General features: G+C 69.5%; 13 protein-coding genes. 12 read left to right on the top strand and 1 reads right to left on the bottom strand.

Annotated elements, in window-relative coordinates:
• Positions 1–15 precede the first annotated feature (15 nt).
• The 4 genes from V5O46_RS12445 (at position 16) to V5O46_RS12430 (ending at position 8,503) form a co-directional block, all read left to right on the top strand.
• Positions 16–6,363 (top strand): scabin-related ADP-ribosyltransferase, encoded by a 6,348-nt coding sequence (locus tag V5O46_RS12445; RefSeq protein ID WP_332884618.1) that lies wholly within the window; start codon positions 16–18, stop codon positions 6,361–6,363.
• A complete protein-coding gene (locus tag V5O46_RS12440; RefSeq protein ID WP_332884617.1) occupies positions 6,360–6,881 on the top strand; it encodes a hypothetical protein in 522 nt (173 codons plus the stop codon). Before V5O46_RS12445 ends, V5O46_RS12440 begins: the two co-directional genes overlap by 4 nt.
• Before the next feature lie 105 nt (positions 6,882–6,986).
• A complete protein-coding gene (locus V5O46_RS12435; protein WP_332884616.1) occupies positions 6,987–7,385 on the top strand; it encodes a hypothetical protein in 399 nt (132 codons plus the stop codon).
• Between the two features lie 983 nt (positions 7,386–8,368).
• Positions 8,369–8,503: a hypothetical protein gene (locus V5O46_RS12430; RefSeq protein WP_332884615.1), complete on the top strand. Its 135-nt coding sequence runs from the start codon at positions 8,369–8,371 to the stop codon at positions 8,501–8,503.
• Between the two features lie 340 nt (positions 8,504–8,843).
• On the opposite strand, the gene V5O46_RS12425 is transcribed toward V5O46_RS12430, so the two are convergent.
• On the bottom strand, positions 8,844–9,719 hold the full coding sequence (locus V5O46_RS12425) for a LuxR C-terminal-related transcriptional regulator (protein ID WP_332884614.1): 876 nt from the start codon (positions 9,717–9,719) through the stop codon (positions 8,844–8,846).
• A 304-nt stretch (positions 9,720–10,023) separates the two neighbouring features.
• Between V5O46_RS12425 and V5O46_RS12420 the strand changes: the two genes are divergently transcribed.
• The 8 genes from V5O46_RS12420 to V5O46_RS12385 all read left to right on the top strand — a co-directional run bounded on the left by V5O46_RS12420 (position 10,024) and on the right by V5O46_RS12385 (position 18,669).
• Positions 10,024–10,173, top strand: coding sequence for a hypothetical protein (locus V5O46_RS12420; protein ID WP_332884613.1), 150 nt, complete (start codon positions 10,024–10,026; stop codon positions 10,171–10,173).
• Positions 10,174–10,255: 82 nt separating this feature from the next.
• Complete coding sequence (locus V5O46_RS12415; RefSeq protein WP_332884612.1) at positions 10,256–12,769, top strand: dCTP deaminase domain-containing protein; 2,514 nt, start codon at positions 10,256–10,258, stop codon at positions 12,767–12,769.
• The gene (locus V5O46_RS12410) at positions 12,766–14,010 is read left to right on the top strand and encodes a hypothetical protein (RefSeq protein WP_332884611.1); all 1,245 of its coding nucleotides are present in this window, start codon (positions 12,766–12,768) and stop codon (positions 14,008–14,010) included. The genes V5O46_RS12415 and V5O46_RS12410 overlap by 4 nt, the downstream gene beginning before the upstream one ends.
• Positions 14,010–14,792, top strand: coding sequence for an HAD-IIA family hydrolase (locus V5O46_RS12405; protein ID WP_332884610.1), 783 nt, complete (start codon positions 14,010–14,012; stop codon positions 14,790–14,792). Before V5O46_RS12410 ends, V5O46_RS12405 begins: the two co-directional genes overlap by 1 nt.
• Positions 14,789–16,480, top strand: coding sequence for an alkaline phosphatase family protein (locus tag V5O46_RS12400; RefSeq protein ID WP_332884609.1), 1,692 nt, complete (start codon positions 14,789–14,791; stop codon positions 16,478–16,480). The genes V5O46_RS12405 and V5O46_RS12400 overlap by 4 nt, the downstream gene beginning before the upstream one ends.
• A gap of 5 nt (positions 16,481–16,485) precedes the next feature.
• Entirely contained in the window at positions 16,486–17,595 is a 1,110-nt protein-coding gene (locus V5O46_RS12395) for a DUF6001 family protein (RefSeq protein WP_332884608.1), read from the top strand.
• Entirely contained in the window at positions 17,592–18,206 is a 615-nt protein-coding gene (locus V5O46_RS12390) for a DUF6031 family protein (protein WP_332884607.1), read from the top strand. Before V5O46_RS12395 ends, V5O46_RS12390 begins: the two co-directional genes overlap by 4 nt.
• Before the next feature lie 28 nt (positions 18,207–18,234).
• On the top strand, positions 18,235–18,669 hold the full coding sequence (locus tag V5O46_RS12385) for a type II toxin-antitoxin system RatA family toxin (RefSeq protein WP_332884606.1): 435 nt from the start codon (positions 18,235–18,237) through the stop codon (positions 18,667–18,669).
• The last annotated feature ends 1 nt before the right edge of the window (position 18,670 follow it).

Below are 18,670 nucleotides of genomic sequence, written 5' to 3'. Positions count from 1 at the left end.
AGATCGCGACTGCATATGGCAGTCCGACGAAGGGTGGCGCTCACTCTGTCCGCCGTCATGGTGGGCTCGGTGCTGCAGACCGCCGCAGCATCAGCGACCCCGACGGCGGGGCACGACCTGCCCGGCCTCCCTTCGGCCGAGAAGCCGGTCAAAGGCAAGGACGCTCGCACGGGCGAGCCCCGCACCGCCGCCAAGGAGCCCCGCACGCCCCAGGGCAAGCCGAGGGCTGCCTGGCCGAGGGAGGGCGCGGAGCTGGTCAGGGTGACCGGGCCCGCCACGCCCCGAGTGGCCACGACCGGACAACGGTCCGTACGGTTCACCGCAGCCACTCGGACCAGTACCAGTACCCAAGGCACCGCCAGCGCCAGCGTCCTGGGCCGCACCGCAGCCGAGCGGGCCGGCGTGAACGGTGTCGTCTTCACCCTTGAAGCCGACGGCAGCCCCGGTACCGTCGACGCCTCCCTCGACTACTCCTCCTTCGCCGAGGCGTTCGGCGGCGGTTACGGATCGCGGCTCACGCTGGTCGAGCTGCCCGCGTGCGCCCTCGACAAGCCCGACAAGGCGGAGTGCCGCACCGCGACCCCCGTCGAGACGGTCAACGACACCGAGCGGCAGACCTTGACCGCGTCCAGGGTGTCCTTGCGCTCGTCCGGCCCGACGGTCCTCGCAGCGGTCGCCGCCGCCGAGGAGACCGCCGGGAAGGGCGACTACACCGCCAGCAAGCTGTCCCCCTCCGCGACCTGGGACACCGACCTCAACACCGGTGACTTCACCTGGTCGTACGACATACCGGTGCCCGACGTCCCCGGCGGACTGACCCCGGATCTCGGCCTGTCGTACAACTCCGGCCAGATCGACGGGCAGACTGGCACCACCAACAACCAGTCCTCCTGGGCGGGGGACGGATTCGACCTGTGGTCCGGCTTCATCGAGCGCCGTTACAAGCCGTGCTACGACGACGGGGTCAAGAACGCCGACGGCAGCAAGCCGGGCGACCTGTGCTGGGGCTACGACAACGCGTTCATCACCTTCAACGGCAAGGGCGGCGAGCTCGTCCCCGCCGGTGACGACGAGTTCAAGTTCAAGCAGGACGACGGCAGCCGCATCAAGCGCCTGCGCTCCACCAAGCGTGGCAACGGCGACAACGACGGCGAGTACTGGCGCCTGACCGACCCGGGCGGCGTGCGCTACTACTTCGGCTACAACCGGCTGCCCGGCTGGAAGGACGGCAGGGAGACCACCGACTCGGTCTGGACGGTCCCGGTCTTCGGCGACGACTCCGGCGAGCCCTGCCACAAGACTGCTTTCGCGGACTCGTGGTGCAAGCAGGCGTGGCGCTGGAACCTCGACTACGTCGTCGACCCGCACGGCAACGCGGCCGCCTACTACTACGACCAGGAGAAGAACTCCTACGGCCGCAACCTCAAGGCCAAGGACAACACGCGCTATGTGCGCGGTGGTTCCCTGGACCGTATCGAGTACGGCCTGAAGTCGTCGTCGATGTACGGCACCAAGCCGCTCGCCAGGGTCGACTTCACGACCTCCGAGCGCTGCCTGCCGGACAGCAAGACCGACTGCTCGGACATCGGTAAGGACGCCTTCTACTGGTACGACACCCCCTGGGACCTCAACTGCAAGGCGGACGAGGACTGCGACCAGGGCCGGCTGTCCCCGGTGTTCTTCACCCGCAAGCGGCTGACCGGCATCACCACCGAGGTCCTCAAGGGCGACACCCACACCAAGGTCGACTCCTGGAAGCTGGGCCACCGCTGGGGCAAGGCCGACACCGACTACCAGCTGCTGCTGGACTCCATCCAGCACACCGGGCACAGCGCCACCCCGGCGATCACCCTGCCGAAGACCACCTTCGCCTACACCCAGCTCGCCAACCGCCTCGACAAGACCGGTGACGGCTACGCCCCCTTCATCAAGGCCCGCCTGTCCACCGTCGCCGACGAGTACGGCGGCCAGGTCGACGTCAACTACTCGGCGTCCGCCTGCTCCTGGAGCGCGCTGCCGACGCCGGAGAAGAACACCACGCGCTGCTACCCGCAGTTCATCGGCGGCGACTCCGACGACGCGCCGGAGCGGCAGTGGTTCAACAAGTACGTCGTCACCTCCACCACCAAGACCGACCACACCGGCGGCGCCCCGGACGGCGTGACGAGGTACGAGTACCTGGGCGGTGCGGCCTGGCACTACGACGATGACGACGGACTGACCAAGCAGAAGCACAAGACGTGGTCGCAGTGGCGTGGCTACGGCCAGGTCCGGGTCAAGTCCGGCGGCCAGGGCGGCGCCTCCGCCCTGAAGACGCAGCAGGACACCTACTTCCTGCGTGGCATGGACGGCGACCGCGAGGCCGCCTCCGGCGGTACCAAGAAGGTCTCCGTCTCCCTCGGCAGCGGTGAGGGCGACCCGATCACCGACCACGCGTCGGCGGCGGGCTTCGCCTACAAGACCGTCACCTACTCGAGTGTCGGCGGCAAGGTCCTGGCGAAGACCGTCAGCCGGCCCTGGCACCATCAGACCGCCAGGAAGGTCCGCGACTGGGGCACCGTCACCGCCAATCTCACCGGCACCGCCCGCACCGCGTCCTGGACATCGCTCGACGGCGGCGCAGGCACCAAGTGGACGACGACGGCGACGGAATCGACGTTCGACACCGTGGCCGGCCGCGTCACCCGGGTCAACGACCTCGGCGACACGACCAAGGCGGCCGACGACCGCTGCACCCGCACCACCTACGCCCCCGGCGCCATCCTCACCCTGGTCGCGCGGGAGGAGACCGTTCTCGGCGCCTGCTCCCGCACTCCGGACCGGTCCAAGGACGTCGTCTCCGACGTGCGCACCGCCTACGACGGCGGCGAGTACGGCGACGCCGCGACCAAGGGCGACGCCACCGCGTCCGCGACGCTGAAGAGCCACGACGGCACCAAGGCCACCTACCTGGAGTCCAAGGCGACCTTCGACTCCTACGGCCGGCGCCTGACCACCACCGACCTGACCGCGAACATCACGGTGACCGGCACGGCAGGGCCCGTCCGCACGGCCCGCAAGGACGGCCGTACGACGACCACCGCCTACAGCCCCGCCACCGGCTTCCCCACCAAGGTCACCGAGACGACCCCGCCCGCGAAGCCGGGCGTCGCGTCGACGGCACAGACCACGGTCACCGAGTTCGAGGCGCTGCGCGGCCGCCCGTCCGCCCAGGTCGACCCCAACCGCAAGCGCGCCGAGTTCACCTACGACGCGCTGGGCCGGTCCAGCAAGATCTGGCTCCCCGACCGGCGCACCAGCCAGACCCCGAGCTACGAGTTCACCTACTTCACCGAGGAGGGCAAACCGGCCGCGATCCGCACCCGGACCCTCGACAACAACGGCGGGCAGCGCGCCTCGTACGTCCTCTACGACGGCTTCCTGCGCGAGCGCCAGACCCAGGCACCGGGCCCGGACGGCGGCCGCATCCTCACGGACGTCTTCTACGACGAGCGTGGTCTGACGGCGAAGACCTTCGCGCCGTACTACAACGACCAATCCGCCCCGAACCGCGCCCTGTTCAAGCCGACCGACGCGCTCACCGTGGAGACCCAGACCCGGCACACCTACGACGGGCTCGGCCGGGAGACCGAGACCCGGGACATCGCGGGCAACGGCGACGGCGGTGCCGCCCTCGGCATCACCCGCACGATCCACGGCGGTGACCGGACCACCGTGATCCCGCCGGAGGGCGGCACCGCCACCACGACGATCGTCGACGCCCGTGGCCAGGTCACCGAGCTGCGCCAGCACCACGCCCGCAGCGCCGACGCCGCCTACGACGCCACGACGTACGGGTACTTGCCGAAGGGACAGCTGGAGAAGGTCACCGACCCGGTCGGCAACACCTGGAGCTACGGCTACGACCAACGCGGCCGCCAGACCCGCGTGGACGACCCTGACCGGGGCACCACGATCAACACCTACGACGACCGCGGTCTGCTCACCACCACCAAGGACGCACGCGGTACCGTTCTCGCCCGCGTCTACGACGGCCTGGACCGCCGAACCGAGCTGCGCGAGGGCTCCGCCACGGGCACCCTGCGTGCCGAGTGGACGTACGACACCGTCAGCGGCGCCAAGGGCCTCCTTGCCGAGGCCACACGCTACGTCGACGGGGCCGCGTACACGTCCAAGGTCACCCAGTACGACCGCCTCTACCGGCCGGTGCGCACGGCGGTGGTCGTCCCCGAGCGGGAGGGTGCCCTCGCGGGCACCTACCAGACCGGCACCGCCTACTTGCCGTCCGGTCTGGTCCGAGGCGTGAGCTACTCGGCGGCCGGTTCGCTGCCAGGCGGCGGCTACTCGTACACGTACGAGCCTCAGACCCTGCGGCCCGTATCGCTGCTGGGCGACGGCTTCAAGGCGGAGACGAACTACTCCAGGACCGGCAAGCCGCTCCAGTACAAGATGTACGGCACCGCCGCCGGCGCCAAGCCGGTCCAGGTCACCAACACCTACGAGTGGGGCACCCAGCGCCTGGCGACCTCGCGGGTCGACCGGCAGGACGTGAACGGCGTCGACCGCCACCACACCTACCGCTACGACCAGTCGGGCAACATCCTGTCCGTCTCGGACACCTCCCGCTCCGGCACGGACACCCAGTGCTTCGGCTACGACTATCTACGGCGGCTGACGGAGGCATGGACGCAGGGCGACAAGACCTGCGCCACCGCCCCGTCCCGCAGTGCGGTGGGCGGCCCGGCGCCGTACTGGCAGACCTACACCTACGACAAGACCGGCAACCGCCTCACCGAAACCCTGCACGACTCCTCGGGAGACAGCGCCAAGGACATCAAGCGGACGTACAGCTACCCGACGCGGGGCAGCGACCAGCCGCACGCGCTGAAGTCCCTCACGACGCGCGGCCCCGACGGCTCCACCAGCGAGCAGTCGTACGGCTATGACGCGACCGGCAACACCACGACCCGTGGCGGCCAGAAGCTGGAGTGGGACGCCGAGGGCCACCTGGCCAAGGCCACCAAGGCCGGGAAGGTCACCGAGTACGTCTACGGCGCCGACGGCAGCCGACTGATCGGCCGCACCGGTTCGACGACCACGCTCTACCTCGCCCACACCGAGCTCATCCTCACCAAGGGGGCCGACAAGGCGAAGGCCACCCGCTACACCCCGCTCGGCGGCGGCCACCAGGCTGTCAAGTCCGACAACGGGGCCATCGCCTTCACCCTCGCCGACCACCAGGGCACCGGCCAGCTCGCGGTCGACGCTGCCACCCAGAAGCTGACCCAGCGCCGCACCCTGCCCTTCGGAGGCATCCGAGGAACGGCCCCGACCGCCTGGGCCGGCAGCAAGGGCTTCGTCGGCGGCACCGACGACACCCCCGACACCGGTCTGACGCACCTCGGAGCCCGCGAGTACGACCCCACGACGGGCCGCTTCCTCAGCGTCGACCCGGTCATGGACCTCACGGACCCGCAGCAGCTCAACGGCTACGCCTACACCGAGAACTCGCCGGTCACCTTCAGTGACAGCACGGGTCTGTGGAAGTGGTGGGACAACACCGTCAAGAAGGCCAAGCAGTTCGGGTCCGGCATCAAGAACGGCGTCATCGACGGCTACTACGACATCGCCGAGAGCGTCTACACGGTCACCGACCGGTTCGGCTGGACCGACGGCAACGCCCAGAAGATCAAGAACGACCGCGCGGGCAAGGGTCTGGTCAGCGTCTATCAGACCATCCGGGGGCCGGACCAGAGCGGCGCCTGGTACAAGGCCGGGCACTGGATCGGCAAGTTCATCACGCCGTTGCTGCCGGGGGCGGCCGGCGTCGGCGGCGGCGCCAAGGCTGCGTCAAAGCCCGGCACCGTCTTGAACGTCGTCAAGGGCGCACTCGGGAAGCTGTTCTCCGGTGCGGCCAGGAAGGCGGAGACCAAGCCCGCGTTCCGGCACATCAAGGTGCCCGAGCGGGCCATCGTCACCCCGAAGCGGGTGTTCCGCGGCGACGCCAGGCATCCCGACCTGGTCTTCAAGGAAGGGTTCCAGTCCAAGGGCACCAACACCGACATCCAGGACTACGGCTGGAACAACACGCCATCGGCCTGGGTCGGCACGAGCGACCGTGAGAGCCTGGCGGCGATGTTCCCGCAATGGGCGAAGGGAAGGACATGGGTCTACGAGATCCGTCAGCCCGGCACGGGAATCCGAGTGAACAAGGCTCTGCCGTTCAACTACGTCTTCCGCGCCGAACGTGAGATCGTGTTCCCGGACGGGATCGATCCCTCGATGATCGTGCGGGCCAGACGCTGGGAGTGGGCACGACCCACCGGCGAGACGATCGAGAACCCAGGGTATGGAGCGAAATGACCAAGACGGTGGTTCCGGCCCGGACGCCGGCTGGCGCGCAGGAATGGATCGTCCATTCCTCCGAGGATGAGCCGTGGACGATCAGGGCAGTGGCCCCCGATGGGCGATCGTTCGAGGCCGACGGCGCCGATCTCTTCCTCGCGCTTCAGGAGGTGAGGAGACAGATCGAGCAGCAGGGCGTGCTGCTGTGCTGCAACGGCGCCAGGGCCAACGCCCGGCCCTCGCCGCTGGCGAGCGCGTCCGGCGGCGGCATGGTGTATCTCCTGCCGTCCGCGAGGAATCCGGGACCAGAGGATCTGGTTCCCCTGCTCTCTCCGGCTCCCGCCCGCCACGTGAGCCCGGTGGCCGAGCAGGAGGCCTTTTGGTCCGCGTACCAGTCGTCCACCCGTTCCACATTGAGGACGCTGAGCCCTGTCGCTCCCTTGGCGCGACTCGCGCGCAGGGTCCGCCGGTCGCCCGCCTGGGTGGCCGAGGAGAAGGAGGGCGTCACGATGTGGAGGCGGGCTTCGAGGGGATGAAAGGCCATGAACGCCACGGAGTTGGAGATCGGTCTGTACGACTGGTCCACGCTCCCATGCCGCAGTTGCGCCTCCGCGGATCACGTTCCGGGGGAATTGCTGCGAATGGCCCGCGCGCAGACGCGAGATGAAGCCAGGCCGAGGAACATCGAGTTCCACGTGCTGCAGGAGAGCTGGGCGACTCCGACCGTTGTCCCCGTCGCCCGGGTGCTGATGGCCGGGCTGGCGGACCGGAGCATCTCGCCGGCGGCCCGGAATCAGTTTCTGGACCTGCTCTGGTCGTTCGTCATCGTGGACGACGAGGACCTCGCCGAGGCGTGCAAGGACGCGGTACGGGCTGGAACCTGGTCGCTGTACGAGGAAATCCTGTCCGGCGGGTCCAAGGGCAGCGCTCTCCTCGCCTACTGGCTCGTGAAGGAGGTGGAGACCGCTCCGACACGGGTGGAGCGGCTCCTCCAGGTGACGAGGCATCTGCTGCCGGAGGACCTGTACGACGAGGACTAGCCGGCAGATTGGCAGATGAGCGGGCAGGACTCACGCCGAGGAGGCGGGGCCCTGCCCGTTCTTCCTTCACGGAGCGCACCAGAACGATGGAATATCTCGATCTGTCGCCTAATGTTTACCCGGCGCCCTCATTCCCGCTTTTCTGCGTCGGACGACTCGGAAGGGAGCACGGGATTCAGCGGGGGAATCATCCCCCATGTCCGAGCAAGCCGTGGGAGGCGTTCGATTCGAGCGGGCGTCTCCGCGGATGGTCAGCCGCACGCTGGGTGAGCACGAGTGTGAGTTCTGTACCGAGGGGCCAGTCGCGGTAGACAACAGGGAGCGCCGGTAAGCACCGTTGGGATGCCCGGCCGCCAGATGAGAGCCGACGGCGGCCACCTCCGTCACCAGTGAGAGCACTCGGACTGGGAGAGGGGTCTTGTATGTTCGCTACAAGCGGACAGCAGACTCTGAACTGATGCAATCGGGAGGCGGCTCGCCGCCGCCAGAGGTCGCGCAGTGCCGGTGGTGCCCCCACCCGGTGGACAGCCGGTGGACAGACGCCTTTGGACGGTGTCACACGAGGCGTCACGAGCCAACAGGTCGTATGTCCTCTGATCAGGCAAAACGTCACCCTGCAGCACGAGTGGGCACCACGCAACACGAACCCTCATGGTCTCGTAATGCGTAGGTCTCGGGTTCGAATCCCGAAGGCGGCTCTCCTTGAACCCCAGGTCGGGCTATTGACCTGGGGATTCTTGCTTTCCTGCGGTTTCGTCCGGGTGGGAGTCCGGCGGTTGACCTGCGCGGTCGCCCTGCATGGGTCGGAGGTCGCGCCGCTTTCCGCAAGGTGACTCCCCTGTCGGCACTGTCCCCGAGCGCGAACCGGCTCCGGACGTGCGCGTACGCGGAGCCGGGTCGCGGGCTTGCGAACGCTACGGCGCCAGCTGCGCCCGGGTGGCCGAAGGCGTCCGGGCCGAGTGCCGGGGAACGGTCTCGAAGACTTGGAATCCCAGGGCGAACCGGCTCTCGGCGCCGCCCACGGCCTCGACGCCCCCGAGTGGATCTGGCTGAACGTCTCCATCGTGTACGGGGTGAGCAGTGCCGGTTCGTCCAGGCCGCCGATGAGCGACGCATAGGCGCCGGCCACACCTCGGGCGGAGGCGACTCCGCCCGCCGATCCCCGTCCGAGGGCTCCCGTCCGCCGTCAGGCGCACACCGTGCCGGTACACCGCCGGCTGCTGCCAGGTCGGCTGCGGCTGGTCCTGCACCAGCTGGCGCAGCTGGTCCTGCACCAGCTGCGCCAAGGCCTCACGCACCCCCTCGAATCCGGCGTGCACGTGTCCATGCACCGCTTGCTCACTGTGTCGGTCCCGCCGATGCCGGTCAACCGTGCTCCTTGTTGTCCCCGCTCGGATGCGGGAGCCCGGTTCTGCGTGGACGGTCATGCGGCACACCGCCACCCTGCCGATGCCTACGTCAGTCCTGCCGGGCGCGGACGGTCAGCAGGTGACCGGCCTGGAAGCGGCTCTGGGCGCCCAACTCCTCCATGATGTCCGCGATGTGGCGGCGGCAGGTCCGCACCGACATGCCCAGACGCGTGGCGATGGAGGCGTCCGTCAGGCCCTCGATGAGAAGGCGGACGATGGCCTGCTGGACGTCGCCCGCGACCTCGGCGCGGGCGCCGAAGGCCACTGCGTAGGGTTCGGCCGCCAGCCACAGTCGCTCGTACGTCTCCACGATGAAGGCGACCATGTGCGGCTCGCGGACCACGACCGCGCCCAGGTGGTTGCCGGGCAGGGAGATGATCGCCGTCTCCTCGTCGAAGACCAGGAGGCGGCTGAAGCGGTCGTCCAGGGTCCGCACCTGTGCGCCCAACTCCGATACCTGGTCGACGTACGCGGCTGTGCCCGGGCTGAACCGGGCCGTGTGCTGATAGAGGACGCGCATCCTGACACCCCGGTCGAGGGCGGCCCTGTCCCTGGGCGTCGCCTCCTTGAGGATGCCTTCGCCGCGGGCGCCACCCGGTTGGGCCGTGAGGATCTCGCTGTGGGTCCGCGCCGTCAGGTCGGCGATGACCGCACGGACTTGGCCGAGCTCCTCCAGGACCTCGAACCTGCTCTCCTTCTCCCTGGAGAACTGGCTCGTCTCGAAGACGGGCAGAAAGGCCATGATCGCCTCACGGGTCTGTTCCGCGAGCGCGCGGCGGGCGCGGATGTCGCGATCGAGGGGGCCGACGACGCACGCCACCGCGTCCTCGGGCGCCACCGCCCGGAGTTCGTCGCCGGGACCGCTGCGCAGCAGTCCCATGGCCAGGAGTTCCCGCACGGCGGCACTGACCTGCGTGGGGGACAAGCCGGTGCCCATGCTGATGGAGCTGACCGGAAAGGTGTCCCCCGGAAGGCGCTGCAGTGCATATTCATACACACCTTGCATAATTGCTTCGCTTGCTTCGCCTTCACCTTCGTTGGTCAATATGTCCATCTATATCCCCATGTGCGGTCCTGGCAAGAAGCTGCCATGCAGTTTGATGATCCATTCTGCCCGCTCATGCACCTGCAGCGTTTGGCATGGTGATTCATCCTGCCCTTCATCCCTGCAAGGGAACTTCTGTGATGGGCAGGTGGACAGGAACCAACGCACAGGTGAAGGCAGTGTCATGAAGACTTTGCGCAAGGCGGTTCTCGTTGGCTGGGCCCTGGCCGCGGCGATCGGCGTGTTCGGCGGTGCGAACGCGACCGCGGGCACCGTGAGCGCTTCCGGCGCCGGTGGCGTCTCCGCCTCCGCCTTCGACACCGGCTGGGGCTGACGCCCCTTCGGCCGGTCTCCGTGAGGCCGGCCGTCCGAGGCTCTCCACACCTTCTTACGAGCACGAGCGAAACGGGGCACCCATGATTCTGACCGGGACCGAGATCGAGCGAGAACGGGCCAATGGTCGTATCACGATCGAGCCGTTCACGCCGGAGCAGGTCAACCCGAACAGCTACAACTTCCGGCTCGGCAAGACGCTGCGGGTCTACCAGGGCATGCCGCTGGACGCCCGGCGCACGAACGACTTCGAAGAGATCGAGATCCCGGACGACGGCTATGTCCTGGAGCCCGGTCGGCTCTACCTCGCCCACACCATAGAGATGCTGGGCAGCGAGCACTACGCGCCCACCTTCGCGGCACGCTCCTCGGTCGCCCGGCTCGGTCTCTTCATCAACCTCTCCGCCAGCCTGGGCGACATCGGCTACGTCGGCCAGTGGACGTTGCAGCTCTACACCATGAACCGGGTCAGGGTGTATCCCGGCATCAACATCGGCCAGATGATGTGGTGGCGCCCGCAGGGCGAGATCGTCCTCTACGACGGCAAGTACCAGGGATCCGTCGGTCCCCGCTCCAGCGACATCCACGTCGATTTCGACAAGCAGTTCGCCCGCCAGCGTTTCCCCGGGCTCGGTGCGAGTTTCGACGCGAACGACGTGGGCCCCAAGTTCGCCCAACTCGCGGCATCCAGTCACGACTTCCGTGTTCCGGACGCCTTCTGCGTGCCCGCCGGCGAGTTCACCGACGCGCTCACCGCCGAGCAGAACGCCGCGCTCGCCGACGCCTTCGGCGACCTCAAGGCCACCGTCGGCGCCTTTTTCACCGACTCCGTGGCGAAGATCCAGAAGATCGGCGCCGGGATCCGCGTCCCCGAGCAGGCCCGGAAGCTGCTGGCTGCCCGGCTGAGCGAGATGTTCCCGGGCTCCGGGGGCGAGAAGACCGAACTCGCCGTACGGTCCTCGGGCCTGGACGAGGACACCGACGGATCCAGCCTCGCCGGGATCCATCAGTCCATCCTGGGTGTCGGTGGCGTGGACGCCGTCATCGACGCCGTCGAGCAGTGCTGGCGCTCGTACTACGAGGCCCCGGCAGTCGCCGCCCGTATCCGGGCCGGAGATTTCTCCCCGGTTCCGCGCCTTGCCGTGATCGTTCAGAAGCTCGTACGCCCGACCCTTGCAGGTGTCGCGTTCACCGGCCTCGACGGCGACGACGACCGGGTGTCCGTGGAGTACGTAGACGGTCTCGCCGACGAACTCGTCGCCGGCGTCGCCGTGCCGAGGCGCGCCGACTCGGCCGGACTGGCCGCAGGGCCGAAGGAACGCGACGCGGCCGAACACGATGTTCTCGTCCAGGTCGTCGCCCTGGCCCGGCGGCTGCGCGAGAGCCGGGGCCATCACGTGGACGTCGAGTGGGCGGCCGACGCCGACGGCGTCCACCTCGTCCAGGTGCGCCCGCTCACGGCGGCCCGCGAGGTCTCCCACGGCTCCGCCGAACCGGTCACCGAAGCGCACCAGCTGTACGTCGACGAACTCCCCGCCGACTTCAACCTCGGTGCGGTGGCGGCGGTTTACAGCGGCTACAGCGCCAAGCGCGGGCCCGCTCACCGGCTGGCCCACGAGCATGGGGTGTCCACCGGTGCGGGCTGGGTCATCCGGTTCAACGGCCGCGGTCTGCACGGCGCCGAGGGCAGCAAGGCCCTGCGCGACACGCTCTCCGGCGGTACCGATGAATGCGTGCTGGACTTCGGCGACACCCTGCGCCAGATCGTGGTGCCCAAGGAGGAGGTGCCGCACCAGCTCGCCGTCACCACGGGAGTGACCGCGGACGGCACGGACCTGCACACGGTGGTGGTACGCGACTTCATCCGCGGCGAGCTCGGGGTGATCTCCCGTCGGGCGGGAGGGAACGGCCTCGTCGTCGAGTACACCGACGAGGGCCTGATGGCCCTGAACCGCGGCACCGCGGGTGGCGAGGCGATCGTCGTCGGAGACGTTGCGGGAGGGTACGACGATGCGTCCAATGTGACGTGCCCTGCTGACGGAACGATTCTGCGTCCGCACCTCGACGAACTCGCCCGCTTCACGGCGGCCATGCACGCCAAACACGGACCAGTGACCCTGGAGTGGGTCTTCGACCGGGGCACGCTGTACTTCGTCGACTACTCGGTGCTCGGCGGCGACGACACCGTCACCGTCGCGCACGGAGAGGTCTGCATCTCACCCGGCACCGCCCGGGGACCGCTGCTGCGCCTCGACGACGACGCTCTGCTGCGCCGCCTCTCCATCGGCCCTGCCGTGAGCATCGACAAGTCCCAGGACGTCACCGAGCACGAGGGCCTGGCCCGGATACTCGAGCTGGTCAAGTCGTACGACGAGAAGCCCGTGATCAGCGCCGCACGGCCGTACGCGGTGCTCTCCGTCCTCCTTGAGCACGTCGCGGGATTCGTCTTCGACCAGGGCTCGGCGCTGGGGCACCTGGCGATCCTGCTGCGCGAGGCCCGGGTCCCCGCGGTGACCGCCGCCGGTATCAGCGGAGCCGAAGCAGTGATCAGTGATGGCACGGTCGCGACGACCGGCCGTAAGGGAGAACGACCGTGAGCGACACCACCACCCCGACCACTGCCGCGGCCGGACGGCGTGCCTGGCTCGTCCTCGGCGGGCTGCACCTCCTCAACGGCACGGCGCCGCTCGCCGGCACCGACCCCGTGGTTCTCGTGGGACTCGACGCCCCGGTGGAACAGGCGTTCCCGAGCAACACGGTCGTCCTGCAGTGGGACCGCCTCGGCCCGCTCGAGCTGGCCGTCCGTACCGTCGACGGCACACGCCGGCACACTGCGAAGGCTCTCGGCGACGAACTCTTCCCCGGCATGCTGGCCGGCCAGGCGCTGCGCGAGGCGGTGACCGAGGTCACCGGTCGGGCCGTCGGACCGCTCGTGCCGCTGTTCTACGTCACCGCCGACGGCGACCGGGCCCATGTGCACAGCCAGATCCGCTTCCTGGCCGAGGACGCCTGCTTCATCCGGATCACGCCCGAGACCGTGCCCACGGCCGGCATCGAGGAGCTGGGATGGCTGCCGGAGGCGGTCCGGCGGCACGCGGAGCAGTTCCTCTTCCTCAACAACCACCAGCGCTGCTACCGCAAGTGCTTCAGCGGCAAGGAGCTGGAGTACAAGTACACGCTCACCCCGCCGGTGGACGCCTGGACGCTGACGGTCGAGCTGTACCAGAGCCTGCTGCACGGCGAACTGCCCGGCTACATCCCGGAATACCGGGACGAGTACCAGGCCTGGGACTACCTCAACCACCTGTTCGAGGTCACCGGCCCCATGGAGGCGGAGCGCGGCTACGCCTCCTTCATCCCCACGACCGACGGCAAGCACCTGCTCAAGCGGAAGTGGTACGCCGAGGACACCTTCGACCGCAGGGAGAGCCACACGTACGGGCTCGATCTGGCCGACGACGGCGGCTTCGAGCGGTACGTCAGTGAGGAGCTGAAGGTCGAGGCCGTCCGACTGCCGTCCTTCCGGCGGGTCCGCTACGACATCAACTTCGAGTCGGTGCGCACCGGTCACGTCTACGGCGTCTTCTTCGACCACTGCAGCCTGGTCGAGGCCCGTGAGGTGACCCTCAATCAGTGCGAGCTGGAGTACCTGCGCAGCCGGGTCGCCGTCGAGCCCGACGAGGCCGAGGTGCTGGCCGAGATGGAGGAGATCGTCGCCTGGCTGGAGGCATTCCTGAGGGCGCGCGGCCTCAACGACCGGCGCGGCTTCTACTCCAAGCGCACTTTCCTCAAGGACGCCGTCGCGGCCCGGCCCGAGCTGGCCCGGAAGGTCGGCTGATGACGGGCGCCGCGGTGCGAGCGGTCCTGCTCGACCTGGAGGGCACCCTGTACGCCAGGGGCGCCGTGATCGACGGTGCAGCGGAGACGGTGGCTGCCTTGCGTGAGCTGGGTGTGGGGCTGCGCTTCCTGACCAACACCGACTCCAAACCCGCGGAGCGGATCCGGGCCGACCTGGCCGGTTACGGGCTCACGGTGGCGGCGGAGGAACTGTTCACGCCGGTGGTGGCGGCCGCCCAGCTGCTGACCGCCGCCGGCGCCCGCACCTACCCGTTGGTCTCGCGGGAACTGCGCGCGGTGCTGCCCACCCTGGCCGACGAACCCCCGTACAGCCACGTGGTGATCGGGGACTGCCGGGACACGCTGGACTACGCCGCGCTCGACGGGGCCTTCCGGGCCGTACGGGACGGGGCGCAGTTGCTCGCCCTCCAGACGGGCCGCTACTTCAAGCGGGCCGACGGGGATCACCTGGACACCGGCGCGGTGGTCTCGGCCGTCGCGTACGCCGCCGGAACCGAGGCCAGGGTACTGGGCAAACCGGCCACCGACTTCTTCGAGCTCGCGGCCCACTCCATGGACGTGCCGGTCACCGGGTGCGTGGTGGTCGGTGACGACGCCACGACCGATATCGCGGGAGGCCGCGCCGCCGGGCTCAGGACCGTACAAGTGCGCACGGGCAAGTACGAGGACCAACGGGCCGAAGGGCTGACCGGGCAGGCCACCCACGAACTGGACTCCGTGGCCGGGCTGCCGCAGCTCATCCGCGAGTGGGGCCTCCTGTGACCGTCTACTGGGTGGTCTGGGACGCCGGGGCGCACTGGGTCGTGGACCGGCTGGAACGCGAGGGCGCGCTGCCTGCCGTCACGCGGATGCGGGAGCGCGGGGTCTTCGCGGCGGCCCGCCCCGCACGCCCCAACTGCCAGACCCCGCCGTCTCTCGCGACCTTGTTCACCGGCGCCTGGCCGGCCGAGCACAAGGTCACCGGGTACACCGTGCCGGGTGCCGGGGAGGGCGTCGCCAGCCATGTCAGTGGCTTCTCGCCGGGCTTCCCGGCCGCGCCGCCGGTGTGGGAGGCGATGTCCGAGACCGATCTGACGAGCGCGCTGGTGCACGCACCCTGGGTCTTCGGTGCCGACGACCACGTCGGGCCGCACATCGACGGCGCGGTGGAGGCGTACAGCGGCCGGCTGACCCGGCATGCGCTGCGCACACTGGACTCCGGCCCCGGGGAGCAGCACTGGGACATCGGCGACTACCGCGTCGAAGCCGTGGTCGATCGGGCCCAGGACGGTTCGCAGCGGGTGCGGATCACCGGCGGCGAGCGGCTGCTGCTGGGGCCCGGCGGCGGATGGCAGCCCTTCGGACTGGACCGGCATCACGGCACCTGGGTGTGCTGTGTCCGGGTGGGCGAACGGCTGATGCTGGTGCACACGGGGGTCTGGCGGACGCGCACCGCCGGCCGCAACCCGAAGACACTGCACCGCCTCGCGCAGTCCCCGCCGTTCGCGGGAGAGGGAGTCGGACCGCTCTACCGCCAGGGGGTGTTCGGCCCCCGGCTGGCCGAGGGCGGGGACGGCTCGGCCGAGGAGGTCTTCCTCTCCTCGGTGGAGTGCGTGGCCCGGTCCTTCGGCGCTGTGGCCGACGCGGTCCTGGAGACCCACGACGCGGACCTGGTCGTCGTCTACCTGCCGATGACCGACGACGTGGGCCACGAGTTCCTGGGCTGGTGCGACGGGCGGAGCGCCGCCCACCGTCCGGACATCGCCGAGCGGGTGTGGTCGTACATCCGGCGCTGCTACACCTGGTCGGACGCGGTTCTCGGCCGGGTTCTCGACCGGGCCGGCCCGGAGGACACCGTGGTGCTCGGAGCGGATCACGGCATGGTCGGCAGCACTCACCTGGTGCATCTCAACGACCAGTTGGTGCGCGCGGGCCTGGCGGTGCGCGACTTCGACGGTGGTCTGGACCCCGAAGGTTCCCAGGTTTTTTATCATCCGGCGAACAACGGCTCCCTGTGGGCGGGCGAAAGCACGGCCGGTGATCCCGTACGCGCCCGCCAGGTCATGTCGCAGGCGCGGGCTGCCCTGTCCTCGATCACGGACCACGAGACTGGCCGCCCCGTGGTGGCGGGCTTCCTCGACCGCGACGGTGAGCCGCTCACCGGTGCACCGGCGGACCCCGCGGTGGCCTATGTCGCTCTGGCGGACGACTACCAGCCGAGTGCCCAACTGCTGGGGGACGGGGCGGTGGTGCGACGTGTCGCCAAGACCGGGGCCCATGTCGTCAACACCGGTGACAGCAGGCTCCACGCGGTCCACGCCGCGGTCGGCCCGGACATCCCGCCCGGCACGGCGGCGGAGGTCGTCGACAACACCCTGCCGGCCGCGCTGGTCCTCGGCCAGCTGGGCCTCGGCCCGGACGCCGCAAGCCTGTACCGCACCGGCCCTTTCGAACCGACCGACGAAAGATGATGGTTATGCCGTCCGGCTTTCCCCACTTCCTCTCTCCCGACGAGCTGACAGCCCGTCGACATGCGCAGGTGACGGCCTTCCTCGGGACGCGTGACCTGGACGCCGCGTGGCTGTCCGAGCTGATGCGCGAACGCGTCGGCGCGGGCCTGCTGCTGTTGACCAGCTCTCCCGTGCACGGACTGGCCAACTCGACCAGCGACCTGGACTTCATCCGAATACAGGAAGCCGCGATCGACGGCCCCCGGATATCCACCAAGATCTTCGAGAACGGGCACCACCTGGAGGTCGTGTCGTTCAGCGAATCCGAACTTGCATCGAACCTGGAGGAGTTGGACCGGCTCGCCGACCTCCCGGCAGCACAGAGCGTGGCCGGTTTCCGGGTCTGGGACAAGCAGCGGGAACCGCGCCGGAAGCAGACCGAGCGCATCGTCAACGGCATCGCGATGGACGGCTCCGCGCCGTACCTGCGGTGGCTGCCCGCCCTCAGCCGGGTCTGGAGTCGGGCCGCCCTGCAGACCGCGATCGAGCAGGCCGCGCACACCGCGCTGGCCGAAGCCGCGGGCGAGACGCGGGGGCGGGTGGGCTACGCGTACAACGTGCTGCTGCATCTGATGGACGGCCTGCTCTCACACCACGGCGACGTCTACACCACCCGCAAGTGGTACGTGCTGCGCTGGACCCGGTTGATGGCCGAGGGCGGCTGGCACGACGAGCGGCTCCAGTCGGCGGCCGCCGGCCTGGAGCGGCTCCGCAAGGACGTCCACACCTTCCTGGACCCCGCCACGGCCGCCGCGCCGGTGGCAGCGCCGTTCACCGAGCTGGTCGTGGACGCCGTACAGGCCACCGGCACCGCGCAGGCGGTCACGGTGGGCGTGGAGCTCACCGGACGGGTACGGGCCTTCCTGCCCGGTGCCGCGGTTGTGCTGGGGTCGGGCAGCGGAGTGGTGCTGCCGGGCGTCGGCGCCGAAACGGACCTGCCGTTCACCGATGGACCGGTCGGCCTGGACGAGCTGTCCACGCTCGACGCGCCGACCGCCGCCTCCCTGCTGCGGGCGCTGCGAGCGGGCGCGGCCCGGCTGCGCATCGGCTACCGGGGCGAGGAGACCGGGCGATGACGAAGCACACCGCGACAGACAGGAGCGACCGGAACATGGCCGAGTACCGGGACCGGGTGTCGTGCACCTCGCGCGGCGCGAGCGAGCTCACCGCCTTCCCGTCGGTACGGGCCGGGCACGTCATGGCGGGTCGGCAGACCGTCGAGGTCTGGGTGCAGGCCTCCTGGCTGATGCTGGCCGAAGGGCGGGCGTACATCGAGGATCTCGAAGGAGGTACCGAGCAGCCGCAGATGCAGCAGGCCGCCAAACTGCGCCTCCTGGAGCAACTGCTGGACATCGACCAGCGGCTGGCGGGGCGGGTCGCCGTGGACGACGCGCACTGCCTGGCGCTCGCGCTCGAGTACGGGATGCGCGAGGTGGTCGACGCGACCGGACCCGAGCTGGCCGAGGTGTTCGGCCTGCACGAGGAGTTCGGCGGCGGCAGCTGCGCCGTGGATGAGATCCACCTGCTGTGGGAGCGGCTGCTGGACGCCTTCCCCGGTGAGCTGCCCGACCGGCTGGTCGCCGAGGGGCAGCGGGACATGTTGCGGACCCTGCGGGTCTGGGCGGAGCTCGCCCGTACGGCCGGGCTCGACATCGGATTCCTGGCCCCGTTCATGAAGGCCGCCTGAGGCTGCCGGACACAGAAGTGAGGTGCACATGCCTGAGATCCAGGCGGACACGCTGATCGAGGGACGTACCCCGGACGAGGTGTGGGCGATCGTCAAGGACAGCTCGCTCGTCGCGTCCCGGGCCCGGCACGTGGTAGCCGTCCGGCCGCAGTCCGACCAGGACAGGACGTTCCGCGTCAACGAGTGGACCGTCCTGCTCAACGGCAGTGAGGTGACCTGGCGGCAACGGGAGGCCGCTGGGCCCGGGCTGCGGCTGCGCTTCGAGCAGACCGTCGGTGACCTGGAGAAGCTGTCGGGCGAGTGGTCCCTGACCGCGGCCGACACCGGCACCCGGATCGCGCTCGCTCTCGACTACGAGCTGGGCGTCGACGGCCTCGCGCCGCTGCTCGAACCCATCTGGTCCCAGTCCTTCCAAGCCCACGCGGACGAACTGCTGCGAGCCCTCACGGCCTGCGCCGCGTAAC

This window comes from Streptomyces poriticola (genome assembly GCF_036689765.1).
GTDB classification, from domain to species: domain Bacteria; phylum Actinomycetota; class Actinomycetes; order Streptomycetales; family Streptomycetaceae; genus Streptomyces; species Streptomyces poriticola.
The sequence above is the reverse complement of the archived record's forward strand: the minus strand, read 5'-3'. Positions and strand labels throughout refer to the sequence as shown.

Coding starts and splice junctions, on each gene's coding strand:
- V5O46_RS12445 (WP_332884618.1), top strand. CDS start 16: ATGGCAGTCCGACGAAGGGTGGCGCTCACTCTGTCCGCCGTCATGGTG.
- V5O46_RS12440 (WP_332884617.1), top strand. CDS start 6,360: ATGACCAAGACGGTGGTTCCGGCCCGGACGCCGGCTGGCGCGCAGGAA.
- V5O46_RS12435 (WP_332884616.1), top strand. CDS start 6,987: ATGGCCCGCGCGCAGACGCGAGATGAAGCCAGGCCGAGGAACATCGAG.
- V5O46_RS12420 (WP_332884613.1), top strand. CDS start 10,024: ATGAAGACTTTGCGCAAGGCGGTTCTCGTTGGCTGGGCCCTGGCCGCG.
- V5O46_RS12415 (WP_332884612.1), top strand. CDS start 10,256: ATGATTCTGACCGGGACCGAGATCGAGCGAGAACGGGCCAATGGTCGT.
- V5O46_RS12405 (WP_332884610.1), top strand. CDS start 14,010: ATGACGGGCGCCGCGGTGCGAGCGGTCCTGCTCGACCTGGAGGGCACC.
- V5O46_RS12395 (WP_332884608.1), top strand. CDS start 16,486: ATGCCGTCCGGCTTTCCCCACTTCCTCTCTCCCGACGAGCTGACAGCC.
- V5O46_RS12390 (WP_332884607.1), top strand. CDS start 17,592: ATGACGAAGCACACCGCGACAGACAGGAGCGACCGGAACATGGCCGAG.
- V5O46_RS12385 (WP_332884606.1), top strand. CDS start 18,235: ATGCCTGAGATCCAGGCGGACACGCTGATCGAGGGACGTACCCCGGAC.